This is a genomic window from Brevibacterium pityocampae, assembly GCF_039541555.1.
In the GTDB taxonomy this organism is placed as follows: domain Bacteria; phylum Actinomycetota; class Actinomycetes; order Actinomycetales; family Brevibacteriaceae; genus Brevibacterium; species Brevibacterium pityocampae.
This window is the reverse complement of the sequence record NZ_BAABGL010000008.1, coordinates 15,730-38,341: the sequence shown is the minus strand read 5'-3', so window position 1 is coordinate 38,341 and position 22,612 is coordinate 15,730. Positions and strand designations below refer to the sequence as shown.

General features: G+C 72.5%; 19 protein-coding genes. 3 read left to right on the top strand and 16 right to left on the bottom strand.

Annotated elements, in window-relative coordinates:
* Positions 1-45 precede the first annotated feature (45 nt).
* The 16 genes from ABD883_RS07975 to mraZ all read right to left on the bottom strand — a co-directional run bounded on the left by ABD883_RS07975 (position 46) and on the right by mraZ (position 17,582).
* The gene (locus ABD883_RS07975; protein WP_137319950.1) at positions 46-345 is read right to left on the bottom strand and encodes a YggT family protein; all 300 of its coding nucleotides are present in this window, start codon (positions 343-345) and stop codon (positions 46-48) included.
* 126 nt (positions 346-471) lie between these two features.
* On the bottom strand, positions 472-969 hold the full coding sequence (locus tag ABD883_RS07970; RefSeq protein ID WP_137319951.1) for a cell division protein SepF: 498 nt from the start codon (positions 967-969) through the stop codon (positions 472-474).
* Between the two features lie 151 nt (positions 970-1,120).
* Entirely contained in the window at positions 1,121-1,873 is a 753-nt protein-coding gene (gene pgeF / locus ABD883_RS07965; RefSeq protein ID WP_345031238.1) for a peptidoglycan editing factor PgeF, read from the bottom strand.
* A gap of 23 nt (positions 1,874-1,896) precedes the next feature.
* Positions 1,897-3,084 carry a cell division protein FtsZ gene (ftsZ, locus tag ABD883_RS07960; protein WP_137319953.1) on the bottom strand — a complete coding sequence of 396 codons (1,188 nt, stop codon included), beginning with the start codon at positions 3,082-3,084 and terminating at the stop codon, positions 1,897-1,899.
* Between the two features lie 156 nt (positions 3,085-3,240).
* Positions 3,241-3,963: a cell division protein FtsQ gene (locus ABD883_RS07955; RefSeq protein ID WP_295687458.1), complete on the bottom strand. Its 723-nt coding sequence runs from the start codon at positions 3,961-3,963 to the stop codon at positions 3,241-3,243.
* Entirely contained in the window at positions 3,960-5,357 is a 1,398-nt protein-coding gene (gene murC, locus ABD883_RS07950; protein ID WP_137319955.1) for a UDP-N-acetylmuramate--L-alanine ligase, read from the bottom strand. Before murC ends, ABD883_RS07955 begins: the two co-directional genes overlap by 4 nt.
* Complete coding sequence (locus ABD883_RS07945; RefSeq protein ID WP_175406974.1) at positions 5,354-6,562, bottom strand: UDP-N-acetylglucosamine--N-acetylmuramyl-(pentapeptide) pyrophosphoryl-undecaprenol N-acetylglucosamine transferase; 1,209 nt, start codon at positions 6,560-6,562, stop codon at positions 5,354-5,356. Before ABD883_RS07945 ends, murC begins: the two co-directional genes overlap by 4 nt.
* Before the next feature lie 7 nt (positions 6,563-6,569).
* Complete coding sequence (ftsW, locus tag ABD883_RS07940; RefSeq protein WP_295687465.1) at positions 6,570-7,874, bottom strand: putative lipid II flippase FtsW; 1,305 nt, start codon at positions 7,872-7,874, stop codon at positions 6,570-6,572.
* Complete coding sequence (murD, locus tag ABD883_RS07935; RefSeq protein ID WP_345031229.1) at positions 7,874-9,463, bottom strand: UDP-N-acetylmuramoyl-L-alanine--D-glutamate ligase; 1,590 nt, start codon at positions 9,461-9,463, stop codon at positions 7,874-7,876. Before murD ends, ftsW begins: the two co-directional genes overlap by 1 nt.
* Positions 9,456-10,544, bottom strand: a complete 1,089-nt coding sequence (mraY, locus tag ABD883_RS07930) for a phospho-N-acetylmuramoyl-pentapeptide-transferase (RefSeq protein ID WP_295690768.1) — start codon at positions 10,542-10,544, stop codon at positions 9,456-9,458. The genes murD and mraY overlap by 8 nt, the downstream gene beginning before the upstream one ends.
* Positions 10,541-11,992, bottom strand: a complete 1,452-nt coding sequence (locus ABD883_RS07925) for a UDP-N-acetylmuramoyl-tripeptide--D-alanyl-D-alanine ligase (RefSeq protein WP_345031225.1) — start codon at positions 11,990-11,992, stop codon at positions 10,541-10,543. Before ABD883_RS07925 ends, mraY begins: the two co-directional genes overlap by 4 nt.
* 1 nt (position 11,993) lies before the next feature.
* Positions 11,994-13,535, bottom strand: coding sequence for a UDP-N-acetylmuramoyl-L-alanyl-D-glutamate--2,6-diaminopimelate ligase (locus ABD883_RS07920; RefSeq protein WP_345031223.1), 1,542 nt, complete (start codon positions 13,533-13,535; stop codon positions 11,994-11,996).
* Positions 13,535-15,412, bottom strand: a complete 1,878-nt coding sequence (locus ABD883_RS07915) for a peptidoglycan D,D-transpeptidase FtsI family protein (RefSeq protein WP_345031220.1) — start codon at positions 15,410-15,412, stop codon at positions 13,535-13,537. The genes ABD883_RS07920 and ABD883_RS07915 overlap by 1 nt, the downstream gene beginning before the upstream one ends.
* A 46-nt stretch (positions 15,413-15,458) precedes the next feature.
* Complete coding sequence (ftsL, locus tag ABD883_RS07910) at positions 15,459-16,013, bottom strand: cell division protein FtsL (protein WP_137319960.1); 555 nt, start codon at positions 16,011-16,013, stop codon at positions 15,459-15,461.
* Positions 16,010-16,984 carry a 16S rRNA (cytosine(1402)-N(4))-methyltransferase RsmH gene (gene rsmH / locus ABD883_RS07905; protein ID WP_425548426.1) on the bottom strand — a complete coding sequence of 325 codons (975 nt, stop codon included), beginning with the start codon at positions 16,982-16,984 and terminating at the stop codon, positions 16,010-16,012. Before rsmH ends, ftsL begins: the two co-directional genes overlap by 4 nt.
* A gap of 166 nt (positions 16,985-17,150) precedes the next feature.
* Positions 17,151-17,582, bottom strand: coding sequence for a division/cell wall cluster transcriptional repressor MraZ (mraZ, locus tag ABD883_RS07900; RefSeq protein WP_137319962.1), 432 nt, complete (start codon positions 17,580-17,582; stop codon positions 17,151-17,153).
* A 577-nt stretch (positions 17,583-18,159) separates the two neighbouring features.
* Here mraZ and ABD883_RS07895 point away from each other — a divergent pair.
* From ABD883_RS07895 to ABD883_RS07885, 3 genes are read left to right on the top strand one after another with little or no spacing between them, the layout of a single operon-like run.
* Positions 18,160-19,128, top strand: coding sequence for an AAA family ATPase (locus tag ABD883_RS07895; RefSeq protein ID WP_137320503.1), 969 nt, complete (start codon positions 18,160-18,162; stop codon positions 19,126-19,128).
* Positions 19,128-20,276, top strand: a complete 1,149-nt coding sequence (locus ABD883_RS07890) for a DUF58 domain-containing protein (protein WP_345031216.1) — start codon at positions 19,128-19,130, stop codon at positions 20,274-20,276. The genes ABD883_RS07895 and ABD883_RS07890 overlap by 1 nt, the downstream gene beginning before the upstream one ends.
* Complete coding sequence (locus ABD883_RS07885) at positions 20,273-22,486, top strand: transglutaminase TgpA family protein (protein ID WP_345031214.1); 2,214 nt, start codon at positions 20,273-20,275, stop codon at positions 22,484-22,486. Before ABD883_RS07890 ends, ABD883_RS07885 begins: the two co-directional genes overlap by 4 nt.
* The last annotated feature ends 126 nt before the right edge of the window (positions 22,487-22,612 follow it).

Genomic DNA, 22,612 nt, shown 5'->3' with positions numbered 1-22,612 from the left:
GAACGGTTACGACGCACCGCCGAGCGGGGACACCCTGCATCCGGCTCAGAGGAAGGAGTTGCCGGCCACCCGAAGCGCGCCGGCGAGCACCTGGACGAGGATGAACACGACGATGAAGCCGAGGTCGAGCGAGATCTGCCCGAGCCGCACGGGCGGGATGATACGGCGCATGAGCTTGACCGGCGGATCGGTGAGCGTGTAGACGACCTCGCACAGCACGAGCACGAAACCGGTGGGGCGCCAATCGCGCGAGAACACCTGGATGAGGTCGATGACGACCCGGGCGAGCAGCACGTACACGTACAGGCTCAGGAGCGTCGCCAGGAGATGGAAGATGATGCCCACGGGCGAGTCGAACCTCTTTCGTATGGGATGGACGACGGCGGTCTACCCCACCAGGGTAGACCGCCGTCGGAGGAAACCGGAACCGCGACCCGCTTCTCCCAGCGAGCCCTCGGGTGGCGTGCGGGTTCAGCTCTGGTTGAAGAAGCTCGCCTGCATGTCGCCGGCGCCCTCGTTCTCCGTCGACACCTCGATGTTCTCCGGGGTGAGGAGGAAGACGCTGTTCGTGACCTTCTCGATGGAGCCGCGCAGCCCGAAGATCAGGCCGGCGGAGAAGTCGACGAGGCGCTTCGAGTTGGCCTCGTCCATCGCGGACAGATTCATGATCACCGGGATGCCGTCGCGGAACGCGGTGCCGATCGCCTTGGCGTCGTTGTAGCTGCGGGGGTGGATCGTCTGGATGCGCTGCATGGCCGAGGCCGGCGCTGATTCGACAGGGCGCACGGAAGCGCGGATGGGGGTCACTGCGGCGGGCTCCTCGTACTCGACGACGTCGTAGTCCTCGACGCCGTACTCGTCGGCGTGGTCGTCGGTCTCGACGGTGCTGCGCTGGTGGCGGGTGTGCGGCTCGTCGATATCGTCCTCGACGAAGCCCAGGTAGGTGCCGATCTTCTTGAGAGCGGACATGTCGTCTCCTCGTGGTTCGCGGTTCGTGTCGCAGGTGCGTCTGCGCTGAGTCTCCCTCGATCCGAAACTAGCGCAGTCGGCGACCGGATCGCGGGAGGGTGCGCGGGTGTGTCGAGGGTGGGAGTGCGCCCGGTGCACCGCCGAACCGGGGTCAGTGCGCCTGGAGCCAGACCACGCCGGCGAACCGGCCGGTCACGCCCTCGCGCCGGTAGGAGTAGAGCGCAGGGTCCTCCGCGGTGCAGATGGGCACCCACTGGTGGATCGCGGCACCTGCCCGGCGCAGCTGCTCCGCCACGCCGGCGGCGACGTCGAGAGCCGGGGTTCCGTGGGCCGACACCGAGGCGGTCACGGGTTCGGCGGCCGCGACCTCGGCACGCAGCTCCGCGGGCACCTCGTAGCAGCGCGGGCAGATCGAGGGGCCGATGACGGCGGTGATGCGTTCGGCGCCGGCGGCCCCCATCGCCTCGAGGGTCGCGGGCACGACCCCGTCGGCCATGCCCTTGCGGCCGGCGTGCACGGCGGCGATGACCCCGGCATCGACGTCGGCGAGGAGGACGGGCGTGCAGTCGGCGACCTGGACGACGAGCCCGAGGTCGGCGCTGGTCGTGATCTGCGCGTCGGCGATGACGGGTGCGGTCGGCACGGAGGCGCTCGGGTCCGGGAGGTCCAGGCGGTGCACCGCGGTGCCGTGGACCTGGGAGACGAAGCTCAGGCGGTCGGCCTGGAGCTGGAGGACGGTGGCGAGCATGCTCCGGTTCGCCGCGACGTGCTCCTCGGTATCGCCCACGGGGCGGGCGAGGTTGAAGGAGTCGAAGGGAGCGGCGCTGTAGCCGCCCCGCCTGTCGGTGAAGGCGGCGTGCGCGGTGAAGCGATCACCCGCCAGGACGAAGCGGCTCTGCAGCACGGGACGGCCTCAGACGATCCCGGTCACTTGAGGAAGTCCGGGATGTCCAGATCCGAGTTGTCGAACCGGGACGGGCGCTGCTCCTCCGGGAGCGAGGACGGGACCTCGGAGTCCTGCTGGACTGCGGCGGGCCGGTCCTGCTGGAAGCGGTCCTGCTGCGGGAGGTCCTGGCCGCGCTCGGCGGCGGGCGCGGATTCCGCGGCGGGGGCCTCGGGCTCGGGCTCGACGACGGCGGGACGACCGGCCGGCTCGGGGGCGTCCCCGACCTGCGAGTCGAAGCCCGCGGCGATCACGGTGATCCGGCACTCGTCGCCGAGGTTGTCGTCGATCACGGTGCCGAAGATGATGTTCGCCTCCGGGTGCGCGGCCTCCTGGACGAGGCGCGCGGCCTCGTTGATCTCGAACAGGCCGAGGTCGGAGCCGCCCTGGATGCTCAGCAGCACCCCGTGCGCACCCTCGATGCTCGCTTCGAGCAGCGGCGAGGCGATCGCGGCCTCGGCGGCCTGGACCGCACGGTCCTCGCCGACCGCGGAGCCGATTCCCATGAGGGCGGTGCCGGCGTTCTGCATGACCGACTTCACGTCGGCGAAGTCGAGGTTGATCATGCCGGGGGTGGAGATCAGGTCGGTGATGCCCTGCACGCCGGAGCGCAGCACCTCGTCGGCGGACTGGAACGCTTCGAGCACGGAGACGTTGCGGTCCGAGATCGACAGCAGCCGGTCGTTCGGGATGACGATGAGGGTGTCGACCTCTTCGCGGAGCGCGGCGATGCCGGCTTCGGCCTGGGCCGAGCGGCGACGCCCCTCGAAGGTGAATGGTCGGGTGACGACGCCGATGGTGAGAGCGCCGAGCGAGCGGGCGATGCGCGCCACGACGGGAGCCGCGCCGGTGCCGGTGCCGCCGCCCTCGCCGGCGGTGACGAAGACCATGTCGGCGCCCTCGAGCGCCTCCTCGATGGCCTCCTCGGAGTCCTCCGCGGCCTTCCGGCCGATCTCCGGGTCCGCGCCGGCGCCGAGGCCGCGGGTGAGATCACGGCCGATCTCGAGCTTGAGGTCGGCCTCCGACAGGAGGAGCGCCTGGGCGTCGGTGTTGATCGCGATGAATTCGACACCGCGCAGACCGACGTCGATCATCCGCTGGACAGCGTTGACTCCGCCGCCGCCGGTGCCGGCGACTTTGATGTCCGCTCCGGATTGTGGGAATTCAGCCAAGTCGGTTCCTCTTTCGACGCATCTGGCCCGCGAGCGGGCGCTCCGGCGATTTTGCCTTCGACCCGACGCTATGGGGATCGCAGCCCGGGTGCAACCACTGCCCCCGGTGTGTCCGCCGGGGATCGAGAAATGTCCGCCCGCCCGCCGGCGGGCGGCTCAGCGGGTGACGGGCACCTCCGGCACGGACACGTCGATCTCCGTTGCCCCGGTGCGCATGAGGGCGAGCGCGACCTCGAACTTCCGGGCGGTGTCCTCCGGGGAGCCGAAGTGCACGGTGACCTCGGTGCCCTCGTGGTCGTACAGCATCCGCAGGTCCTGGTCGGAGCCGGCGCGCATCGAGGTGATGTGCTCCCGCTGCGCGGCGGGCACCGCGTCGATGAAGGCGACGGCGGCCCCGACCGCGGCGGGTGCGTCCGCGCCCTCGGCGAGCCCGAGCACGGGCAGGCCGTCGGGCGCCTCCGGCACCCTGTCGATGATGCGCCCGGTGATGTCATAGCGCTCGAAGGCATCCCCGGCGGGCACGGAGAGCACCGGCTGCCGGTCGCTGACCTCGACGGCGAGCGCCCGCGGCCCGGCCCAGCTCACCGTCACGGTGTCCGCCTTGGGGAACTCCGCGACGATCGCCTCCTCGAGCCGGCCACGCCGGATCTGCGGCAGCGGGGTGCCGGCGTGCGCGTCCGTGACGTACTCCGCGACGGCGTCCGGGTCGGTGAGCTCGGTCCCGGTGACCTCGACGCGCTCGAGCGCGAGCACGGGTGAGAACCAGGCGACGGCGGCGAGACCGATCACGGCGAGGGCCGCTCCGGCGACGATCGCCCAGGTCCCGATCCGGGCGCGCCGACGGGCGGCGAGCCGGTCGGCGAGGCTCGCGGTGCTCACGCTTCGAGGGCCGCCACGAGCTCGGGGCCGAGGAGCGTCACGTCGCCGGCGCCGGCGGTGATGACGACGTCTCCGGGCCGCACGCGCTCGCGCACGTAGGGCACGGCGTCGGCGAAGGAGGCGAGGAACACGACGTCCTCGTGGGGCACCTCTGCCGCGATGAGCGCCCCGGTGACCCCGGGGATCGGGTCCTCGCGGGCGGGGAACACGTCGAGCACGACGACGTCGTCGGCGATCCCGAGCGCACGGCCGAACTCCGCCTTGAAGTTCTGGGTGCGGGAGAACAGGTGCGGCTGGAAGATCACGTGGACGCGCCCGCCGGGGTCGACGACCTCGCGGGCGGCGGTGAGCACCGCTGCGACCTCGGTCGGGTGGTGGGCGTAGTCGTCGTACACCCGCACCCCGCTCCCGGTGCCGCGCAGCTCGAACCGGCGGCGCGTGCCGCCGAAGGATTCGACGCCGAGGATCGCGTCGGACAGCGGGAAGCCGAGCTCCGCGGCCACGCAGAGGGCGGCGGCGGCGTTCGCCGCGTTGTACTCGCCGGGCTGCCGGAGCCGGATCGGGCCGTGCTCCGTGCCGTCGAGCACGAGCGAGAACTCCGCGCCGGTGCGTCCGGGGCGGATCCCGACGATCCGGGCGTCGGCGTCCTCGGCCTGCCCGTAGAGGAGCACCCGGGCGCCCTCGGCGCGGGCGTGCTCGCCGATCTCGCGGGAGCCGGGGTCGTCGGCGCACACGATGACGGTGCCGCCGCGCTCGGCGACCCGGGAGCAGAAGTCGACGAACGCCTGCCGGACGGCCTCCCAGGTGCCGTAGTGGTCGAGGTGGTCGGCCTCGACATTGGTGATGACCCCGACGGCGGGCTCGTAGAGGAGGAAGGAGCCGTCGGACTCGTCGGCCTCGGCGACGAACACGTCGCCCGTGCCGTCGTGGGCGTTCGTGCCGGTCGCGGTGAGCACCCCGCCGATGACGAACGAGGGGTCCGCCCCGCAGGCCTGGAGGACGACGGTCGTCATCGAGGTCGTCGTCGTCTTGCCGTGGGTGCCGGCGATCGCGACGGTCCGCCGATCGGTCATGAGGGAGGCGAGCGCCTGCGAGCGGTGGATGATCCGCAGGCCGGCGGCGCGCGCCGCGGCGAGCTCCGGATTGGTCTCGCGGATCGCGGAGGACACGACGACGGTGTCCGCGCCGGTGACGTTCTCCGCGCGCTGACCGATCTCCACCTCCGCCCCCTGGGCGCGCAGCGTGGTGACGACGCTCGAGTCCTTGGCGTCGGAGCCGGTCACGGTCATCCCGCGCATGAGCATGATGCGGGCGATGCCGGACATCCCGGCTCCGCCGATTCCGATGAAGTGCACGCGGCCGAGCTCGGCGGCCGGCACAATGGCCTCGGTCATGGGTGTCCCTCGCTGTCGGGTGGTTCGGTGGTCGGGGAGTCGGAGCCGCCGCGGGCCCGCTCGTCGCGGGTGCGCCGCTCGGGCGGGTAGGGCCGGTGCGGGTGGTCGAGTCCGGCGGCGTCGAGGATCATCGCGACCATGGTGCGGGCGGCGGTCTGCGGGAACACCATGCTCCGGGCGGCCTGCTCCATCGCCTCCAGGCGAGCGTCGTCGGTAAGCAGCGGGATGATCCGGGTGCGGATGCTCTCGGCGGTGAAGTCGGCGTTCTCGATGATCTCGGCGGCACCGGCGGCCGCGGCGTCGGCGGCGTTGAGGCGCTGCTCGCCGTTGCCGATCGGCAGGGGCACGTAGATCGCGGGCACCTGCGCGGTCGTCGCCTCGGCGACGGTGCCCGCGCCGGCCCGGCAGATGAGGAGGTCGGCGGCGGCGTAGACGTTCTCCATCCCGTCGACGTAGTCGACGACGTGGTAGCCGTGGTAGCGCTCCGCGGCGGCGGCGAGATCGGCGCCCTTCCCGGCACCGGTGATGTGGAGGATCTGGAGGCCGGCGGCCATGAGCTCGGGCATCGCGGCGCGGAAGGCCTCGTTCATCGCCTGCGCGCCGAGCGAGCCCCCGGTGACGACGAGGGTGCGCCGCTGCGGGTCGAGCCCCAGGGCGACGGCGGCGCGGGCGCGGGCGGCCGGGTCGGTGCGGTCGACGGCCTCGATCGCCGAGCGCATCGGCATGCCGACGTGCTCGCCGGTGAGCGGGGTGCTCGCGAAGGTGTAGCCGACGCGCCGCCGGGGGGTGAGCCGGGCGCCGAGCCGGTTGGCGAGCCCCGGGCGGGCATTGGCCTCGTGGACGACGATCGGGGTGCCGGTGCGCCGCGCGGCGAGGTACGCCGGGGTCGACACGTAGCCGCCCACGCCGCAGACAACGTCGACGCCGCGCTCGCGGATGATCCGGGTGACGGCGGACACGGTGCCGAGGAGGCGGCCGGGGAAGCGGACGAGGCCGGCGTCGATCCGGCGCGGCGCGGGCACCTTGTCGATGGTGAGGAGCTCGTGGCCGGCCTCGGGCACGAGCCGGGTCTCGAGTCCCTCGGCGGTGCCGAGCATGAGGATCTGCGCGTCGGGGACCTGGAAGGCGAGGTCGTCGGCGATCGCGAGCATGGGCGAGATGTGGCCGGTGGTGCCGCCGCCGGCGAACAGGACTGTCAGGGGCATGGGGTTCTCACTTCTGTCGGGCAGGTCGGCGGGCGAGGACGGCCAGGGAGCTGCGGACGCGGTTCGACTGGGCGCGCATCGCCTCGCGGGCGCCCTCCTCGGCACGGGCGAAGGACAGCACCATGCCGATCGCGATGAGGGTGGCGAGCAGTGCGGAGCCGCCGTAGGACACGAGCGGCAGGGGGACGCCGATGACCGGCAGCACGCCGGCGACGACGCCGATGTTGACGACCGCCTGGCCGACGATCCACATGAATACGGCGGCGGTGGAGGTCTGCACGAAGCGGTCGCGCGAGCGCATGATGATGCGCACGAGGCCGTAGCCGAGCGCGGCGAAGAGGAGGAGCACGACGACGGAGCCGAGCAGTCCGAGCTCCTCGCCGATGATCGCGAAGATGAAGTCGTTGTGCGCCTCGGGCAGCCAGGACCACTTCTCGCGGCTGGCGCCGAGTCCGACCCCGAACCAGCCGCCGGAGGCGAGCGCGTAGAGGCCGTGGTTCGACTGCCAGTGCTGGCCCAGCGGATCCATCTCCGCGGAGTCGGATCCGGTGAGCATCGCGCGCACGCGGGCCATCCGGTTCGCACTCGTCACGACCATGAGGGCGACGACGGCACCGATCATGGCGAGCGCACCGAGGAAGTGCCTCCACGGCACTCCCCCGACGAACAGCGCGCCGAGCGCGAGGCCCATGATGATGAGGCCGGTGCCGAGGTCGCGGCCGTAGAGGATGAAGCCGAGGACGGTCATGAGGACGAGCACCGCGGGCAGCATCTCCTTGAGCGAGCGCAGCCGGTGGGCCTTGTTCGCGAGGAACACGCCGAGCCACAGTGCGAGTGCGGCCTTGACGAACTCGGCGGGCTGGCCCTGGATGCCGCCGATCGACACCCAGCTCGTCGAGCCGTTGACGGTCCGTCCGAGCCCGGGGATGAACGGCAGCACCTGGAGCGCGATGCCGACGATGATCGCGAGCGGGGCGATCATCCGCCAGCCGCGCAGCGGCACGAAGGACAGGCCGAGCATGCAGAGCAGGCCGACGACGGCGAAAGCCGCCTGGCGGCCGACGACGGAGAACGAGGACCCCTCGCCGGCCGCGTACGAGGTGATCGAGGAGGCCGAGAGCACCATGACCAGGCCGATCCCGGTGAGCGCGAGGGTCGCGGCGAGCACGAGGTAGTAGCTCGTCACGGGGAGGTCGTGGATCCGCCGGAGCACGGCGAGCACCCCGGTGTCCCCGCGCAGGAAGTCCTGCGGCCGGGTGCTCCGGGCCTGCGCGGACCCGGTCCGCGGGGCGGTCCTGCCGGGGCTGCTCATCAGGCCCCCGCGGCGCGGCGCACCGCGCGCGCGAACAGCTCGCCGCGGGTGGCGTAGTCGAGGAACTGGTCCATGCTCGCCGCCGCCGGGGCGAGGAGCACGGTGTCGCCGGCCTGCGCGGCGGAGGCGGCGAGGGCGACGGCGCGCTCGGCCACGGCGGTGCCGCGCTCGGCGGGGTCGGTGTCGGCGGGATCGGCGGGGAGGTCGACCTCGAGCACGGGGACCTCGGGGGCGCGGGCGGCGAGCGTGGTGCGCAGCGGCGTGCGGTCGGCGCCGATGAGGACGACGGCGCGCAGGCGGTGGGCGTGGGCGGCGACGAGCGCGTCGTAGTCCGCTCCCTTCGCCAGCCCCCCGGCGATCCACACGATCGGGTCGAAGGCGTGCAGCGCGGCATCGGCGGCATGCGGGTTCGTGGCCTTCGAGTCGTCGATCCAGCGCACGTCCCCGGACTCGGCGACGAGGGCGAGGCGGTGACCGCCGGCGGCGTGGGCGCGCAGACCGTCGCGCACCGCGGCCGGCGGCACCCCGATGGCGCGCGCGAGCGCTGCGGCGGCGAGCGCGTTCGCGATCTGGTGGGGCGGGGCGGGGCGGTCGGGCTGGCCCGAGGCGCGGGCGACGTCGGCGAGGGAGGCGAGCTCCGCGGCCGCGGAGTACCGCTGCGGGATGAAGGCGCGGTCGACGAGCGCGTCCTCCACCACCCCGAGCTCGCCAGGTGCGGGGATGCCGGGGGTGAAGCCGATCGCGCGGGCCCCGGCGATGACCTCGGCGTCCTCGACGAGGGTGCGGGTGGCGGGATCCTCGATGTTGTACACGCAGGCGGTGCGGACGTTGGTGTAGGCGCGCCCCTTGTCCGCGGCGTACGCCTCGGCGCTGCCGTGCCAGTCGAGGTGGTCGGCGGCGATGTTGAGCACCGCGGCGGCGTCGGCGCACATCGAGAACTGCCAGTGGAGCTGGAAGCTCGACAGCTCGATCGCGAGGACCTCCGCCTCCGGGTCGAGCACGGCTTCGAGCAGCGGGGCGCCGATGTTGCCGCAGGCGCGCACGTTCATCCCGGCCGCCCGGAGCATCGCCTCGAGCATCGTCGTCGTCGTGGTCTTGCCGTTCGTGCCGGTGACGACGAGCCAGGGCGCGGCGTTCGCACCGCGCACCCGCCAGGCGAGCTCGACCTCGCCGATGACGGGGATGCCGGCGGTCCGGGCGGCGCGGAGCAGCGGCTGGTCGGGCCGCCAGCCGGGCGAGGTGACGACGAGGTCGGGGGTCCGGCCGCTGCGGGGGCGCGGCAGGTCCTCGACGTGCTCGGGGCCGCGTCGGATGTCGACGTCGAACACCGCGAGGATCGCCTCCTGCTCGCTGCGGTCGCGCACGGTGTCGGCATCGACGACGATGACCTCGGCCCCGCGCTCGGCGAGGTGGACGGCCGCCGGGTACCCGGACACGCCGAGCCCGGTGACGACGACGGTGAGGCCGGCGAGCGAGGACTCCGGCCCGTGGAGGGCGGCGGGGATCGCCGCGGCGTCCGGGTAGTCGAGGGCGACCGCCCCGGGCGGGACGATCGGCGGCAGCTCTGCCGGGGCGGGGGCCTCATGCAAGGTGGGACACCCATTCCGCGTAGAACAGGCCGATCGCGGCCACGACGAAGAGCAGCGCGATGATCCAGAAGCGCACGACGATCGTCACCTCGGCCCAGCCGATGAGCTCGAAGTGGTGCTGGAGCGGGGCCATCCGGAACACCCGCTTGCCGGTGAGCTTGAAGGATGCGACCTGGATGATGACGCTGAGCGTGATGAGGACGAACAGGCCTCCCATGATGATGAGGAGGAGCTCGGTGCGCGACATGATCGCGAGCCCGGCGATCGCGCCGCCGATCGCGAGCGAGCCGGTGTCGCCCATGAAGATCTTCGCCGGGGAGGCGTTCCACCACAGGAATCCGATGCACGCCGCGGCCATCGCCGCGCCCACGATGGTGAGGTCGCGCGGGTCGCGCATGTAGTAGCAGCCGTCGCGGATCTCGCTCATGAGGTGGCAGTTCTGGGTCGACTGCCAGGTGGTGATCATGACGAACCCGGTGAACACGACGCCGGCGGCCCCGGCGGCGAGCCCGTCGAGGCCGTCGGTGAGGTTGACGGCGTTCGACACCGCGGTGACGATGAGGTTCGCCCACAGGATGAAGAGGATGAGGCCGACGATGCTGCCGGCGAAGGCGAGGTCGAGGCCGGTGTCGCGGACGAAGGAGATCGCCGTCGACGCCGGGGTCTGCCCGTACTCGTTGGGGAACTGGAGGGCGAGGACGGCGAAGCTGATGCCGACGAACCCCTGGCCCACGAGCTTGCCGACCGGCTTGAGACCGAGCGAGCGCTGCTTGGAGACCTTGATGTAGTCGTCAAGGAACCCGACCGCGCCGAGCCCGGCGGCGAGCCACAGGACGAGCACGCCCGAGGGCGTCGGCATCGAACCGGTGAGCAGGTGGGAGAGGAAGTAGGAGACGAGCGCGGCGCCGATGATGACGACGCCGCCCATCGTCGGGGTGCCGCGCTTGGTCGCGTGGGTCTCCGGTCCGTCGTCGCGGATGAACTGGCCGTAGCCGCGCTTGACGAGGACCCGGATGAACAGCGGGGTGCCGATGAGCGTGATGAGCAGGCTCAGGCACGCGGCGAGGATGACGGCGATCATTGCTGGCCCGACACTCCGGCGATCTCGTCGCCCAGATAGCGCAGCCCGGCGTCGCGCGAGGACTTGAACAGGACGATGTCGCCGGGCTGGAGCTCGACGTTGAGGAGCTCACGGGCCTCCGCGAGGCTCGACACCCACACCGCCTCGTTGCCCCATGAGCCCTCGAGGTTCGCGGCCTGGTAGATCGGCTTGGCGCCCTCGCCCACGGCGATCGTGCGGTGGATGTTCAGGCGCACGACGAGCCGGCCGATGGCGTCGTGCTCGGCCACGGAGTCCTCCCCGAGCTCGAGCATCTCGCCGAGCACGGCGAAGGTGCGGCGCGGACCGGTGGTGTCGTCGCCGCGGCCCATCGCGGCGAGCGTCTTGAGGCTCGCCCGCATGGAGTCGGGGTTGGCGTTGTAGGCGTCGTTGAGCACGGTGACGCCGCTCGGGGAGTCGATGAGCTCCATCCGCCAGCGGCTCGCCGCGCCCGAGGTGCCCAGGGTGGTGACGATCGAGCGGGCGGGGATGCCGCACAGGTGGGCGACGGCGGCCGCGGCGAGGGCGTTGTTGACGTGGTGCTCGCCGAGCAGCGCGAGCTCGACGGCCGCGGGCTCCTCCTCGGGCAGGTGGAGGGTGAAGGAGGTGCGGCCGGAGGCGTGCGTCTCGATGTCGGTGGCGCGCACCGCCGGGGTGCGCTCGGCGTTGCCGGCGGCGCTGAACCACAGCACGCCGACGCCGGGGTCGAGCACCTCGGTCATCGCCGCGACCCGCCGGTCGTCGGCGTTGAGCACGGCCCGGCCGCCGGAGATCAGCGATTCGACGAGCTCGGACTTGGCCCGGGCCGTGTTCTCGATCGACCCGAACACGCCGCCGTGGGCGGTGCCGACGTTGAGCTCGACGGCGATGTCGGGGCGCACGAGCGAGGTGAGGTACTCGAGGTTGCCGATCGACCGGGCTCCCATCTCGAGGACGAGGAAGCGGGTCGACTCGTCGGCGCGGATCGCGGTGAGGGGCACCCCGACCTCGTTGTTGTACGAGTTCGGCGGCCACACGGTCTCGGCGTGCCCGGCGAGCAGGTCGGCGGTGAGGTCCTTGACCGTCGTCTTCCCGGCCGAGCCGGTGATCGCGATGACGGTGAGCTCGCCCGCGGCGCGCAGCGCCTCGACGTTGAGCTGGGCGAGCCGGCCGAGCGCGGCGGTGGCGTCGGCGACATGGAGCGTCGGCAGGTGCTCGCCGTCGACGGTCGGCACCGCCCCGGCGATGATGAGCGCGGCGCCCGCCTCGAGGGCGGCCGGTGCGTAGTCGAGGCCGTCGGCGGTCTCCCCGCGCCGGGCCACGTAGATGTCCCCCGGGGAGACCTCGCGGGAGTCGGTGACGACTCCTCCGCTGAGCTCCTGCTCGGGGGAGATTCCGTAGAGTTCGCCTTTGAGGGCTGTGGCCACCTCATGGACTGAGAATCGCTTCATATCACTTCCGAACTCTACCGGTTCCGATGTCGCCGCCCCGTGATGCGAGTGCGGCGCGTGTCTGCTCACGATCGTCGAAGTCGTGGACGACCCCGGCGATCTCCTGTCCCGTCTCGTGCCCCTTGCCCGCGATGAGCAGGGTGCCGCCGGGTCCGGCGGCGTCGATGCCCGCGGCGATCGCGTCCGCGCGCGGTCCGATCTCCGCGACCGCATCCTCAGCGACCCGCGCGGTGCCGGCGGACCGGGCCTCCGCGACGCCTGCGAGCACGGCGGCGCGGATCGCCGCGGGGTCCTCGCTGCGCGGGTTGTCGTCGGTGACGATGACGACATCGGCCTCCTGCGCGGCGGCCCGGCCCATCGCCGCGCGCTTGCCGCGGTCGCGGTCCCCGCCGGCGCCGAGCACGATCGCGAGCCGGCCGGGGCCGTCGTCGAGCCCGGCGAGCACTTGGGCGATCGCGTCGGGGGTGTGGGAGTAGTCGACGATGACGCGCGGGTCCGCGGGGTGCACGACCTCCATCCGGCCGGGCACGGGCGCGGCGAACTCGAGGGCGGGGCCGGCGAGCTCGGCCGCGTCCACCCCGGCGGCGAGCAGCATCGCGAGGGCGAGCGCGGTGTTGAGGACGTTGAAGGCGCCGGGCAGCGGGGAGCGGGTGCGCAGCTCGACCCCGTCCCCGCGCAGCGTGAAGGCGCCCGCGGACTCCTCGGCGACGAGGTAGTCGGGGGCGTCGGACGGGTCGCGGCTGATCGTCGCGACCGGGATCGGGGACTCCGCCGCGAGCCGGCGCGCCCAGTCGTCGGCGAGGACGACGACCCCGGTGTCGGCGAAGCCGGGGGTGAAGAGCTGCGCCTTGGCCCGGAAGTACTCCTCCATCGACCCGTGGAAGTCGAGGTGGTCCTGGGACAGGTTGGTGAATCCGACGACCCGGAAGCGCGCGCCGTCGACCCGGTGCTGGCTCAGCGCGTGGGACGACACCTCCATCGCGCAGGTGTCGACGCCGGCTGCGCGCATGCGGGCGAACAGGGCGTGGAGGTCGGGGGCCTCCGGGGTGGTGCGCACGGCGGACTGGCGCTGCCCGGCGATGAGTGTGGCGACGGTGCCGATGACGCCGGTGGTGCGGCCGAGCGCGGTGAGCAGCCCGTCGAGCATGTACGTCGTCGTCGTCTTGCCGTTCGTGCCGGTGATGCCGAGCAGCTGCGGGTGGGCCGGGTCCGTACCGTGGAGGCGGGCGGCGAGCGCGCCGAGGTGGGCGCGCGGCCGCTCGACGACGAGCACCGTGGCCTCCTCGAGCAGGTCGGCATCCCCCGCCTCGGCCAGCGCGGTGCGGACGAGCTCGAGGCCGTCCGGATCGGTGAGCACCGCGCGCACGCCGCGGGCGAGCACCTCCGGGACGAAGCGGGCGCCGTGGACGTTCGCTCCCGGCAGCGCGGCGTAGAGGTCGCCGGGGGCGACGGCGCGGGAGTCGAGCGAGGCCCCGGTGACGGAGCGCTGCGGGTCGCCGAGGACGCGCACGTCCGGGGACAGGCCGAGGTCGGCGATCTGCATCAGTTCCATTCCTCCGGGGGGAGTTCGGGGTCGGTGGTCGAGGGCGGGACCCGCAGGTGGCGCAGGGTGAATCCGGCGACGTCGGAGAACACGGGTGCCGCAGCCGATCCACCGTAGTAGCCCTTGCGCGGCCGCTGCAAGGTCACCGAGACGGCGATGCGCGGGTCCTCGATCGGGGCGACGCCGACGAACGAGGCGGTGTAGCCGTCGTAGCCGCCGCCGGAGTCCGCGGGCGCCTGCGAGGTGCCGGTCTTGCCGCCCACCCGGTAGCCGGGCACCGCGGCGTTGTCACCGGTGCCGTCGACGACGGTCGCCTCGAGCATGCTGAGCACCTGCGCGGAGGTGTCCTCGGACACCACCCGCGTGCCGGCGCCCTGCGGGACCGGGGTGACCGTGCCGGAGTCGTCGACCATGCCGGACACGAGCTGCAGGGGCATCCGCACTCCCCCGTTGGCGATCGTCGCGAACGCCGAGGTCGTCTGCAGGGCGGTGCCGGACATGCCCTGGCCGAACATCACGGTGTACTTCGTGCGCCCGTCCCATTCCTCGTAGGGGTGGAGGATGCCGCCGGTCGCGCCGGGGAACTCGATGCCCGAGGCCTCGCCGAAGCCGAAGTCGTGCATGTAGTCGTAGCGCTGCTCGAGGGAGAGCTTGTCGCCGGCGAGGATGGTGCCGGTGTTCGAGGAGTTCATGAGGATCCCGGCGAAGGTCAGCTGCTGATCGGGGTGCTCGCTCGAGTCGCGGAACTCCTCGTCGTTGGGCGCCGTCCAGCGATCGGGGACGGTGAACTCGGTGGTCGGGGTGACGAGCCCCTCCTCGATGAGCGCGGCGGCGGTGATCATCTTCGCCGTCGACCCGGGTTCGAACATCCCGGTGAAGATCCGGGACCCGCGGTCCTCGGCGTCGACGGCTCCGGGGTCGTTGGGGTCGACGCTGGGCGCCTCGGCCGCGGCGAGGATCCGGCCGGTGCCGACCTCCTCGATGACGACGGAGGCCCATTCGGCGTCGTGCTCCGCGGCCTGGTCGGCGATCGCCTGCTGCGCGTAGTACTGGATGGTCGGGTCGATGGTGAGCTGGAGCCCGGTGCCGTTGCGGGCGGGCACGAGGTTGGAGTCGCCGAGCGGGATCATGTCCCCGGCCAGGCCGCGCTCGTACTGCTGCTCGCCGTCGCGGCCCTGGAGGGACTCGTCGTACTCGAGCTCGAGGCCGGCGAGCGCCTGGCCGTCGGAACCCGTGAAGCCCATGAGGTTGCCGCCGACCGCGCCGGCCGGGTACGTGCGGATGGAGTACTCCTCCATGCTCACCCCGGGGATGTCGAGCGCGTCGATCTCGTTCCACACCTCGCTCGTCAGCCCCTCGGCGACGGGGTTCCACAGCTTGTCCCCGGCGAGCTCGGGCAGCAGCAGGCCGGGGTCGGTGTCGAGCGGACCGGCCATCGCCTGTGCCGCCCCCCACGCGCCCACGAGCTCGCCCTCGGCATTCTCGTAGCGGGCGATGTTCTGCTGGTCGACGACGACGCGGTAGCGCATCGCGTTGTCCGCGAGCACAGTGCCGTCGGCAGCGGTGATGACCCCGCGGGCGGCCGGCAGCGGCTTGGACACGAGGCGCGAATCGAGCGCCTCCTGCGCGAGCCGCATCGTGTCCATGCCCTGGATCGCGACGAGCCGGCCGGCGAGCAGGAGGAGGGCGGCGAGTGAGGCGACGACGAGCCAGGCCATGCGCCGGCGCGGATCCGGGGGGCCCTGCGGCTTCGACCCGCGGCGGCGGAACAGGCCGGGCCGGCGGGCGGCGCCCGATCTACCGGCGCCCTTCCGCCCAGCGGGCCGGCCGGAGGAGGACTGCGAGGAGCGGCTGCGGGGCGGGGTCACCGTCGGCATCCACCTTCCTCGCTTTCCTCATCGCACTTCTCGGGTCACTCGGGCTTCATCGGGGGCTGCGCTGGCTCGGGGCGGAGATCTCGGACGATCCTCCTCCGACCGCGGGCAGCGTCTCATCCGATCGTAGGTTCGGACGGACGTCTCCGCGGGCATCGGCACGCGGGCCCGGCACGGTTGAGGGATTTCGCAGGGTGTTCCCCGGCACACTGCCCGGGGAGAGCACCTCGCCGTCGGAGAGCCGGATGTACTCCGGGGTGAGGTCGCGGGTCATCCCGAGTTCCTCGGCGGCCGCCGCGATGTTCTGCGGGCTCTCCCGGTAGGAGATGTCCTCGGTCAGCCGGTCGCGCTCCTCGTGGAGGCGGGCCTGCTCGGCGGTGAGCTGCTCGACCCGGTAGGTGCTGTGCGAGATCGTGATGTTGAGGAGGAGCACGCCGAGGATGCCGAGCACGATGATGCCGACGCAGATCACGGAGAACGGCATCCGGCGCCGGGCGACCTGCGGCACGACGAGCCGCAGCCGCGAGATCTCCTCGTCGCGCAGCGGGGTCGCCGCGCGCCTGCGGGCGGGGGCGGTGTGGACGGCCTGGGCGAGTGGACTCATGATGCCGGCTCCCTCGTCTTGCTCACGGCCCGCAGGCGCACGCTCGCCGCACGCGGGTTGGATTCGATCTCCGCGGCGTCGGCCTTCTCCGCGCCGCGAGTGATCTCCCGCAGCCAGGGCTGCAGGTGGTCGGGCACGACGGGCAGCTCCGGGGGCGCCGCCGAGGTCGTCCCGGCCCTGAAGATCCGCTTGACGATGATGTCCTCGAGGGACTGGTAGGACTCGACCACGGCCACTCCCCCGACGTGGAGGGAATCGAGGACCGCCGGCAGCGCGGTCTCGAGGATCGCGAGCTCGCGGTTGACCTCGATGCGCAGCGCCTGGAAGGTCCGCTTGGCCGGGTGCGAGCGCTTCCGCGCGCCCTTGGGCTCGGGGATCACCCGCTGGAGCATCCCGGCGAGCTGCTCCGAGGTGGCCCAGGGCGTGTGCTCCCGGTCGGCGACGATCACCCGGGCGATCCTGCGGGCGTAGCGCTCCTCGCCGTACTCGGCGATGATCCGGGCGAGGTCGGCCTCGGAGTACGTGTTGAGGACGTCGGCTGCGGTGAGCCCGTCGTCCGGATCCATCCGCATGTCGAGCGGGGCCGGGCGGGAGTAGGAGAAGCCGCGCTCGTCCTCGTCGAGCTGGAGGGAGGAGACGCCGAGGTCGAACAGGGCCGCGGAGATCGCATCGAGACCGTGGGAGGCCAGGGCTGCGGGGATGATGTCGTCGGTGCCGTGGACGGGGACGAAGCGGTCCCCGAACGGGGCCAGCCGGGCGCTCGCGATCGCGATCGCCTCGGGGTCGCGGTCGACGCCGAGGAGCACGACGTCGTCGAAGGCTGCGAGCACGCCCTCGCTGTGGCCGCCCATCCCGAGCGTGGCGTCGACGACGACGGGGGTGCGGCCGGCGTCCCGGGCGGCGTCGATGCCGATCCCGAGGAGCTCGACGCAGCGCTGGAGGAGCACGGGGGTGTGACGGTTCTCGATCACGGTCGCCTCCTCTCGGCGTCGGCACGGACACTGCTGCGATCTCTCACTCGATCCAGAACCTCGCCCGCCCGTCGCCCTGGCACCGGGGAAGTGTGACAGGACCCGTGGCTTCGGAACCGGGGAAGTGTCCCGAAACCTGCGGCGGACGAGGATCTCAACCGAGTGCTCAGATCACTCCGGGAATCACCTCGTCGGTGCGCTCGGCGAATCCCTGCTCCGTTTCGGCCAGGTAGCGCTCCCAGGTGGGGGCGTCCCAGATCTCGACACGGTTGCCCATGCCGATGACCGCGAGGTCGCGGTCGAGCGAGGCGTACTGGCGCAGGATCTGCGGAATGGTGATCCGCCCCTGCTTGTCCGGCTGCTCGGCCGAGGCCCCGGAGAGGAACATGCGCAGATAGTCGCGGGCGTCCTTGCTGGTCATGGGCGCCGCTCGCATCTGCTCGTGGACGGACTCGAACTCCCGGGCGGAGAACAGGGTGAGGCAGTGCTCCTGACCCCGGGTCAGCACCAGTCCGTTCGCGAGCTCCTCTCGAAACTTCGCGGGCAGGATGAGTCGGCCCTTGTCATCGAGCCGCTGCAGATGCGTGCCCAAGAACATGCCGTCTCACCCCTTTCGAAACCCGTCGGCTCCGATGCTGCCCACTGTACTCCACTTTCCCCCACGATTCGCCTGAATTTTCCCTGCATGCGCTTATCAAGTCCTGTTTCTCCAGGTCAACCGCGTGGAGGAAAGTGGGGGAAACGTGGTTGGACACTGCGGGAGCGAGGCGCGGCGGCCCAGTCCGGCAGGGCTCGAGGGCCCCGCGAGCCCGGATTCCCGCCCCGATTCCCGGGGCGGTGGGTGGCCGGGGAGTGAAGTGGGGGGGATTCCGTGGAGGGAAGTGGGGAGGGCGGTGGAGCGGGGTGGGGCGGGCGCCTCGGGGGGGGGTGTGGAGGTGGGTGGGGCGAGGGCCCCGGGAAGGGTGTCGATCACCACCCTGCGGGCACCTCGGGAGCGGTGGGGAGGGAAGTGGATCCGGCCCGAGGTGGAGCGCGGCGGCCGGGTGCGCGACAATGGACGAATGAGCTATCCGAGCGAATCCGACCAGCCCACCTCGCGCCGCGCCGCCCGCACGGGCGGCTACCCCCAGGTCGCCGCCCAGCAGCCGGCCGCCGCGGGCGGGGACTCCCGCCTCATGGCGGGCACCGGGGTCGGCTCCCAGTCGACCGATCCCGCCCTGTCGCAGGTCCAGCAGATCGCCGGGCAGGCCCGGCAGGCGATGAACTCCGTGCTCGAGGGCAAGGACCACGCCGTCCGGCTCGCCCTCATCACGCTGCTGGCCGGCGGGCACCTGCTGCTCGAGGACGTCCCCGGCGTGGGCAAGACGCTGCTGGCGAAGTCGCTCGGCCGGGTCGTCGACGGCTCGGTGCGGCGTGTCCAGTTCACTCCCGACCTGCTGCCCTCCGACGTGCTCGGCGTCAACCTGTTCAACCAGGAGTCCCGGCACTTCGAGTTCCGGCCCGGCCCGGTGTTCGCGAACATCGTCATCGCCGACGAGATCAACCGGGCCTCGCCCAAGACGCAGTCGGCGATGCTCGAGTGCATGGCCGAGTCGCAGGCGAGCATCGACGGCACGACTTACCGGATGCCCGACCCGTTCATGGTCGTCGCCACCCAGAACCCCATCGACATGGAGGGCACGTACAGCCTGCCCGAGGCGCAGCGCGACCGCTTCATGGCCCGGATCTCGATCGGCTATCCGAGCGCCCAGGCGGAGATCGACATGCTCGACCACCATGTCGACCACGACCCGCTCGCCGGTCTCGCGGCGGTGACGAGCCTCGAGTCGATCATGCAGGCGCGCGACACCGTGCGCCGGATCACCGCCACGCCGGAGCTGCGGACGTACATCGTGTCGCTCCTCGAGGCCACCCGCCGGGATCCCGGGGTGGCGCTCGGCGCCTCGCCCCGCGGCGGCGTGCAGCTGCTCCGCGCGGCGAAGGCCCTCGCGGTGCTCAGCGGCCGCTCCTTTGTCACCCCGGACGACGTCCAGTCGCTCGCCGTCGACGTGCTCGCCCACCGTGTGATCGCCAAGGACGACGACGACCCGCAGGCGTCGGCGGAGATCGTGTCCCAGGTCGTGTCGCGCACCCCCGTGCACTGATGCGCCTGACCACTGCGGGGATCGTCTTCACCCTGGCCGGCATCACGCTGTGCGTGGCGGCCTACCGGTTCTCCCTGCCCGGTCTGCTGCCGGCGGGGATCCTGCTGCTCGGGCTCGTGCTGCTCAGCGTGGTCCTCGCCTTCTTCTCCGGCGCCCGGCTCGCCGCATCGCTCGACGCGCGCACGCGCCGGGTCGACGGCGTGCCCGTGGCCGAGGTCGGCGCGCCGCTCGATCTGCGTGCGACCCTGACCAACCGGACCCCGCTGTCGCTCGGGGCCTTCGAGGTCGAGTTCGTGCCCCAGGAGGGGTTCGGCGAGACGCGCGGCCTGCGGATCCCGGGCATGGGGCCCGGCGGCACGATCACCATCGACGCCGATTTCGCCCCGGCCCGCCGCGGGATGTCCGGGCTGCAGGCGGTGAAGTCCGTCATCGACGGGCCGTTCGGCCTGTGCAGCGTGACGAAGACGGTGCACCGGGAGTACCCGGTGGCCGTGTCGACCCCGATCCAGCGGGTCGGGCTGCCGGTCTCGGCCGGGATCGCACGGCCGATGAGCGACAGCCCGCAGGTGGTGCGCGGTGACACGAGCCGCGACTTCCACACCCGCGAGTACGTGCCCGGCGACGACCTCCGCCACATCCACTGGGCCTCGACGGCCCGGGTGGGCGAGCTCATGGTCCGGCAGGAGGCCGAGGAGGAGACCCCCTTCGCCGCGGTCGTCCTCGACACCGCGGACCTCGCCGCCGGCGACCACCCGACCGAGGTGCTGATCTCCGGGGCCGCCTCCCTGACGACCGCCTACCTGCGCGCCGGGTACGACGTCCTGCTCTACGCCGAGGGCCGCCGCGAGGTGCTCTCCGGGCGTCGGGGCGAGGACCGGCTGCGGCTCGTCACCGCCCGCTACTCGGCCGGCGGCCGGGCGCTGCCGGGCGAGCTCGGCCGGCTCGGCGCAGTCGTCGCCGCGATCGTCTGCGCCCCCTCCCCCGCCCGCGCCGACGAGATCGCCGCCCACCTGCCGCGCAAGACCTCCGTCCGCCGGCTCACCGCAGACGAGGTCGCGGTCTCCGCAGGGCTCGACTCCGAGCTGTTCAGTCACCGCCTCGCGCTGCCGGAGTCCTGGACGCGCCGCACCCGAAGGAGCCGCCGATGACCGCCGCGCCCGCAGCGGCCCCGACCGCCCCGCGCACCCCGCCGATCCTCCTGCCCGCACTCATCGTGCTGCTGGCGATGACGCTCGCGGCGGTGAGCATGACCGCGGTGTTCTCCGACACCGTGTGGCTCGTCCAGGTCCTCGCGATGGTCGCGGTGGTCCTGCTCACCGGCGCCGTGTTCCGCGCCGTGCCCGCGCTGCGCGCCACCGGCATGACGGTGATCGCGCAGTTCGTCGTCGCCGCGCTCGCCGCCGTCTACCTGTGCGTCCCGGACACGCTCGCCGCCGGCGTGCTGCCGAGCGGCTCCTCGTTCGGCCAGCTGTTCGCCCAGCTCGCCACCGGCATCGACGACATCTACAGCACCACCGCCCCGACGCAGAGCACCCCGGGCTTCCGGACGATCCTCACCGTCGGCTTCGGACTCATCACCATGCTCATCGACGGCCTCGTGTCCGACATCCGGGCGCCCAAGGTCGCCGGCATCCTCCTGCTCCTCGTCTACATCATCCCGGTGCTGCTCGCTCCGCGGGAGCTGAAGTGGTGGCACTTCGCGGTCATCGCCGCCGCCTTCCTCCTCCTCATGCTCTCGAGCTATGTCGGGTCCGTGCACCTGCGCTCCCCGGCGACCGCGATCACCGCCGGCGCCCTGGCGCTCGCGCTCGGCGTCGGCCTGCCGGTGCTCCTGCCCGACATCGCCGTGCGCCCCGATCAGCCGGTCGACGCGCAGGGCGACCTCACGGTGATCAACCCGTTCCTCGACCTCAAGCAGGACCTCAGCACCGACGACGACTCGATGGCGTTCACGTACACCACCGACGACCCGCTCGCCCCGCCGATCCGGCTGACCTCGGTGAGCAATTTCGACGGGACCACGTGGATGCCCGCCGAGTTCGACCTCGACCCCTTCGCCGTCGCGGTCGACGGGATGCCGAGCGCACCCGGCGTGTCCGCCGACACCCGCACCGCCGAGCGACGCACCGACATCAGCATCGTCGACCTCGACCAGCAGCACCTGCCGGCGCCCTACGCTCCGCAGTCCGTCGACGGCGTCTCCCGGCGCTGGATCTACGACGCACAGACCTTGACGATCGTCGGCAACGGCGAGATCACCGCCGGTGCGCAGTACGGCGTCGACTACCTCTCCGTCGAACCCACCGCCGAGGCCCTGCGCGAGGCCCAGCCGGTGTCCGCGACGGAGTTCGAGGACCTGCTCGCGCTGCCGCAGGACACCCCGCAGATCATCGCCGACACCGCCGACCAGGTCACCGCGGGCTCGGAGAACGAGTGGGAGAAGGCCGTCGCGCTCCAGGAGTACTTCCGCTCCGACGCATTCACCTACTCCACCGATGCGCCCGAGGAGGCCTCCGGCGACGTGCTCGCCGACTTCCTCGAGGACAAGCAGGGCTACTGCGTCCAGTTCTCCGGGGCGATGACCGCGATGGCCCGCTCGCTCGGCATCCCGGCGCGGATCGGCGTCGGATTCACCGGCGGCACCCCGGCCGGCGAGGGCGCCTACGAGGTGCGGATCAACCAGGCCCACGCCTGGCCCGAGCTGTGGTTCGAGGGCACCGGCTGGGTGCGCTTCGAACCCACCCCGGGCGGACCGGCCGGCACTCCCCCGCCGTGGACCGAGGCCGGCGGCTCCGACGACACCGAGGAGACCGCCTCGCCGGAACCCACCGAGGAGCCGACGACCGAGGAGCCGGACTCCGGTACCGAGGACGCCGGTGAGCCGACGGCCGAGGCCACCGAGGACACGACCGGCGGCGACGCCGCATCCTCCGGCCCGTCCTGGCCGCTCATCGCGACCCTCGGTGCGCTCGCACTCGTCCTCCTCGCGCTCCCGGCGCTGCTGCGGCTGCTCGCCGCCGGCCGCCGCCTGCGCGAGCCGCTCGACCCCGAGCGGGTGTGGGAGGAGGTCCGGGCACTCGCCCGTGACCACGGGATGCCGCTGTCGCCGGCGATCACGGTGCACGAGCACCTCGAGCGGCTCGGCGAACTCGTCCCGGGTCCCGAACGCGACGGTCTGGCGGAGATCGGCCGGGCCGTCGACGAGTCACGGTACGCCGGGGCCGTGCGCACCGAGCTCGACGGCGCCCGAGTGCGCTCGACGCTCGGTACCCTGCGCGAGGGTCTGCGGAAGCAGGCCGGGACGGCGGCCGGGGTGCGCGCGCGCCTGTGGCCGGCGAGCGTCTTCGGCCTCCGCTGACCCGAGGTCCACGCTCCCGTCGAGCTGTCATTCATGCTCGATCCCTCCGTCGAACTGCCGTTCGTGCTCGATTCCCGGCCCGGATCTCGAGCAGAGGCGACAGCTCGACGGCGTGAGCGAGCAGAA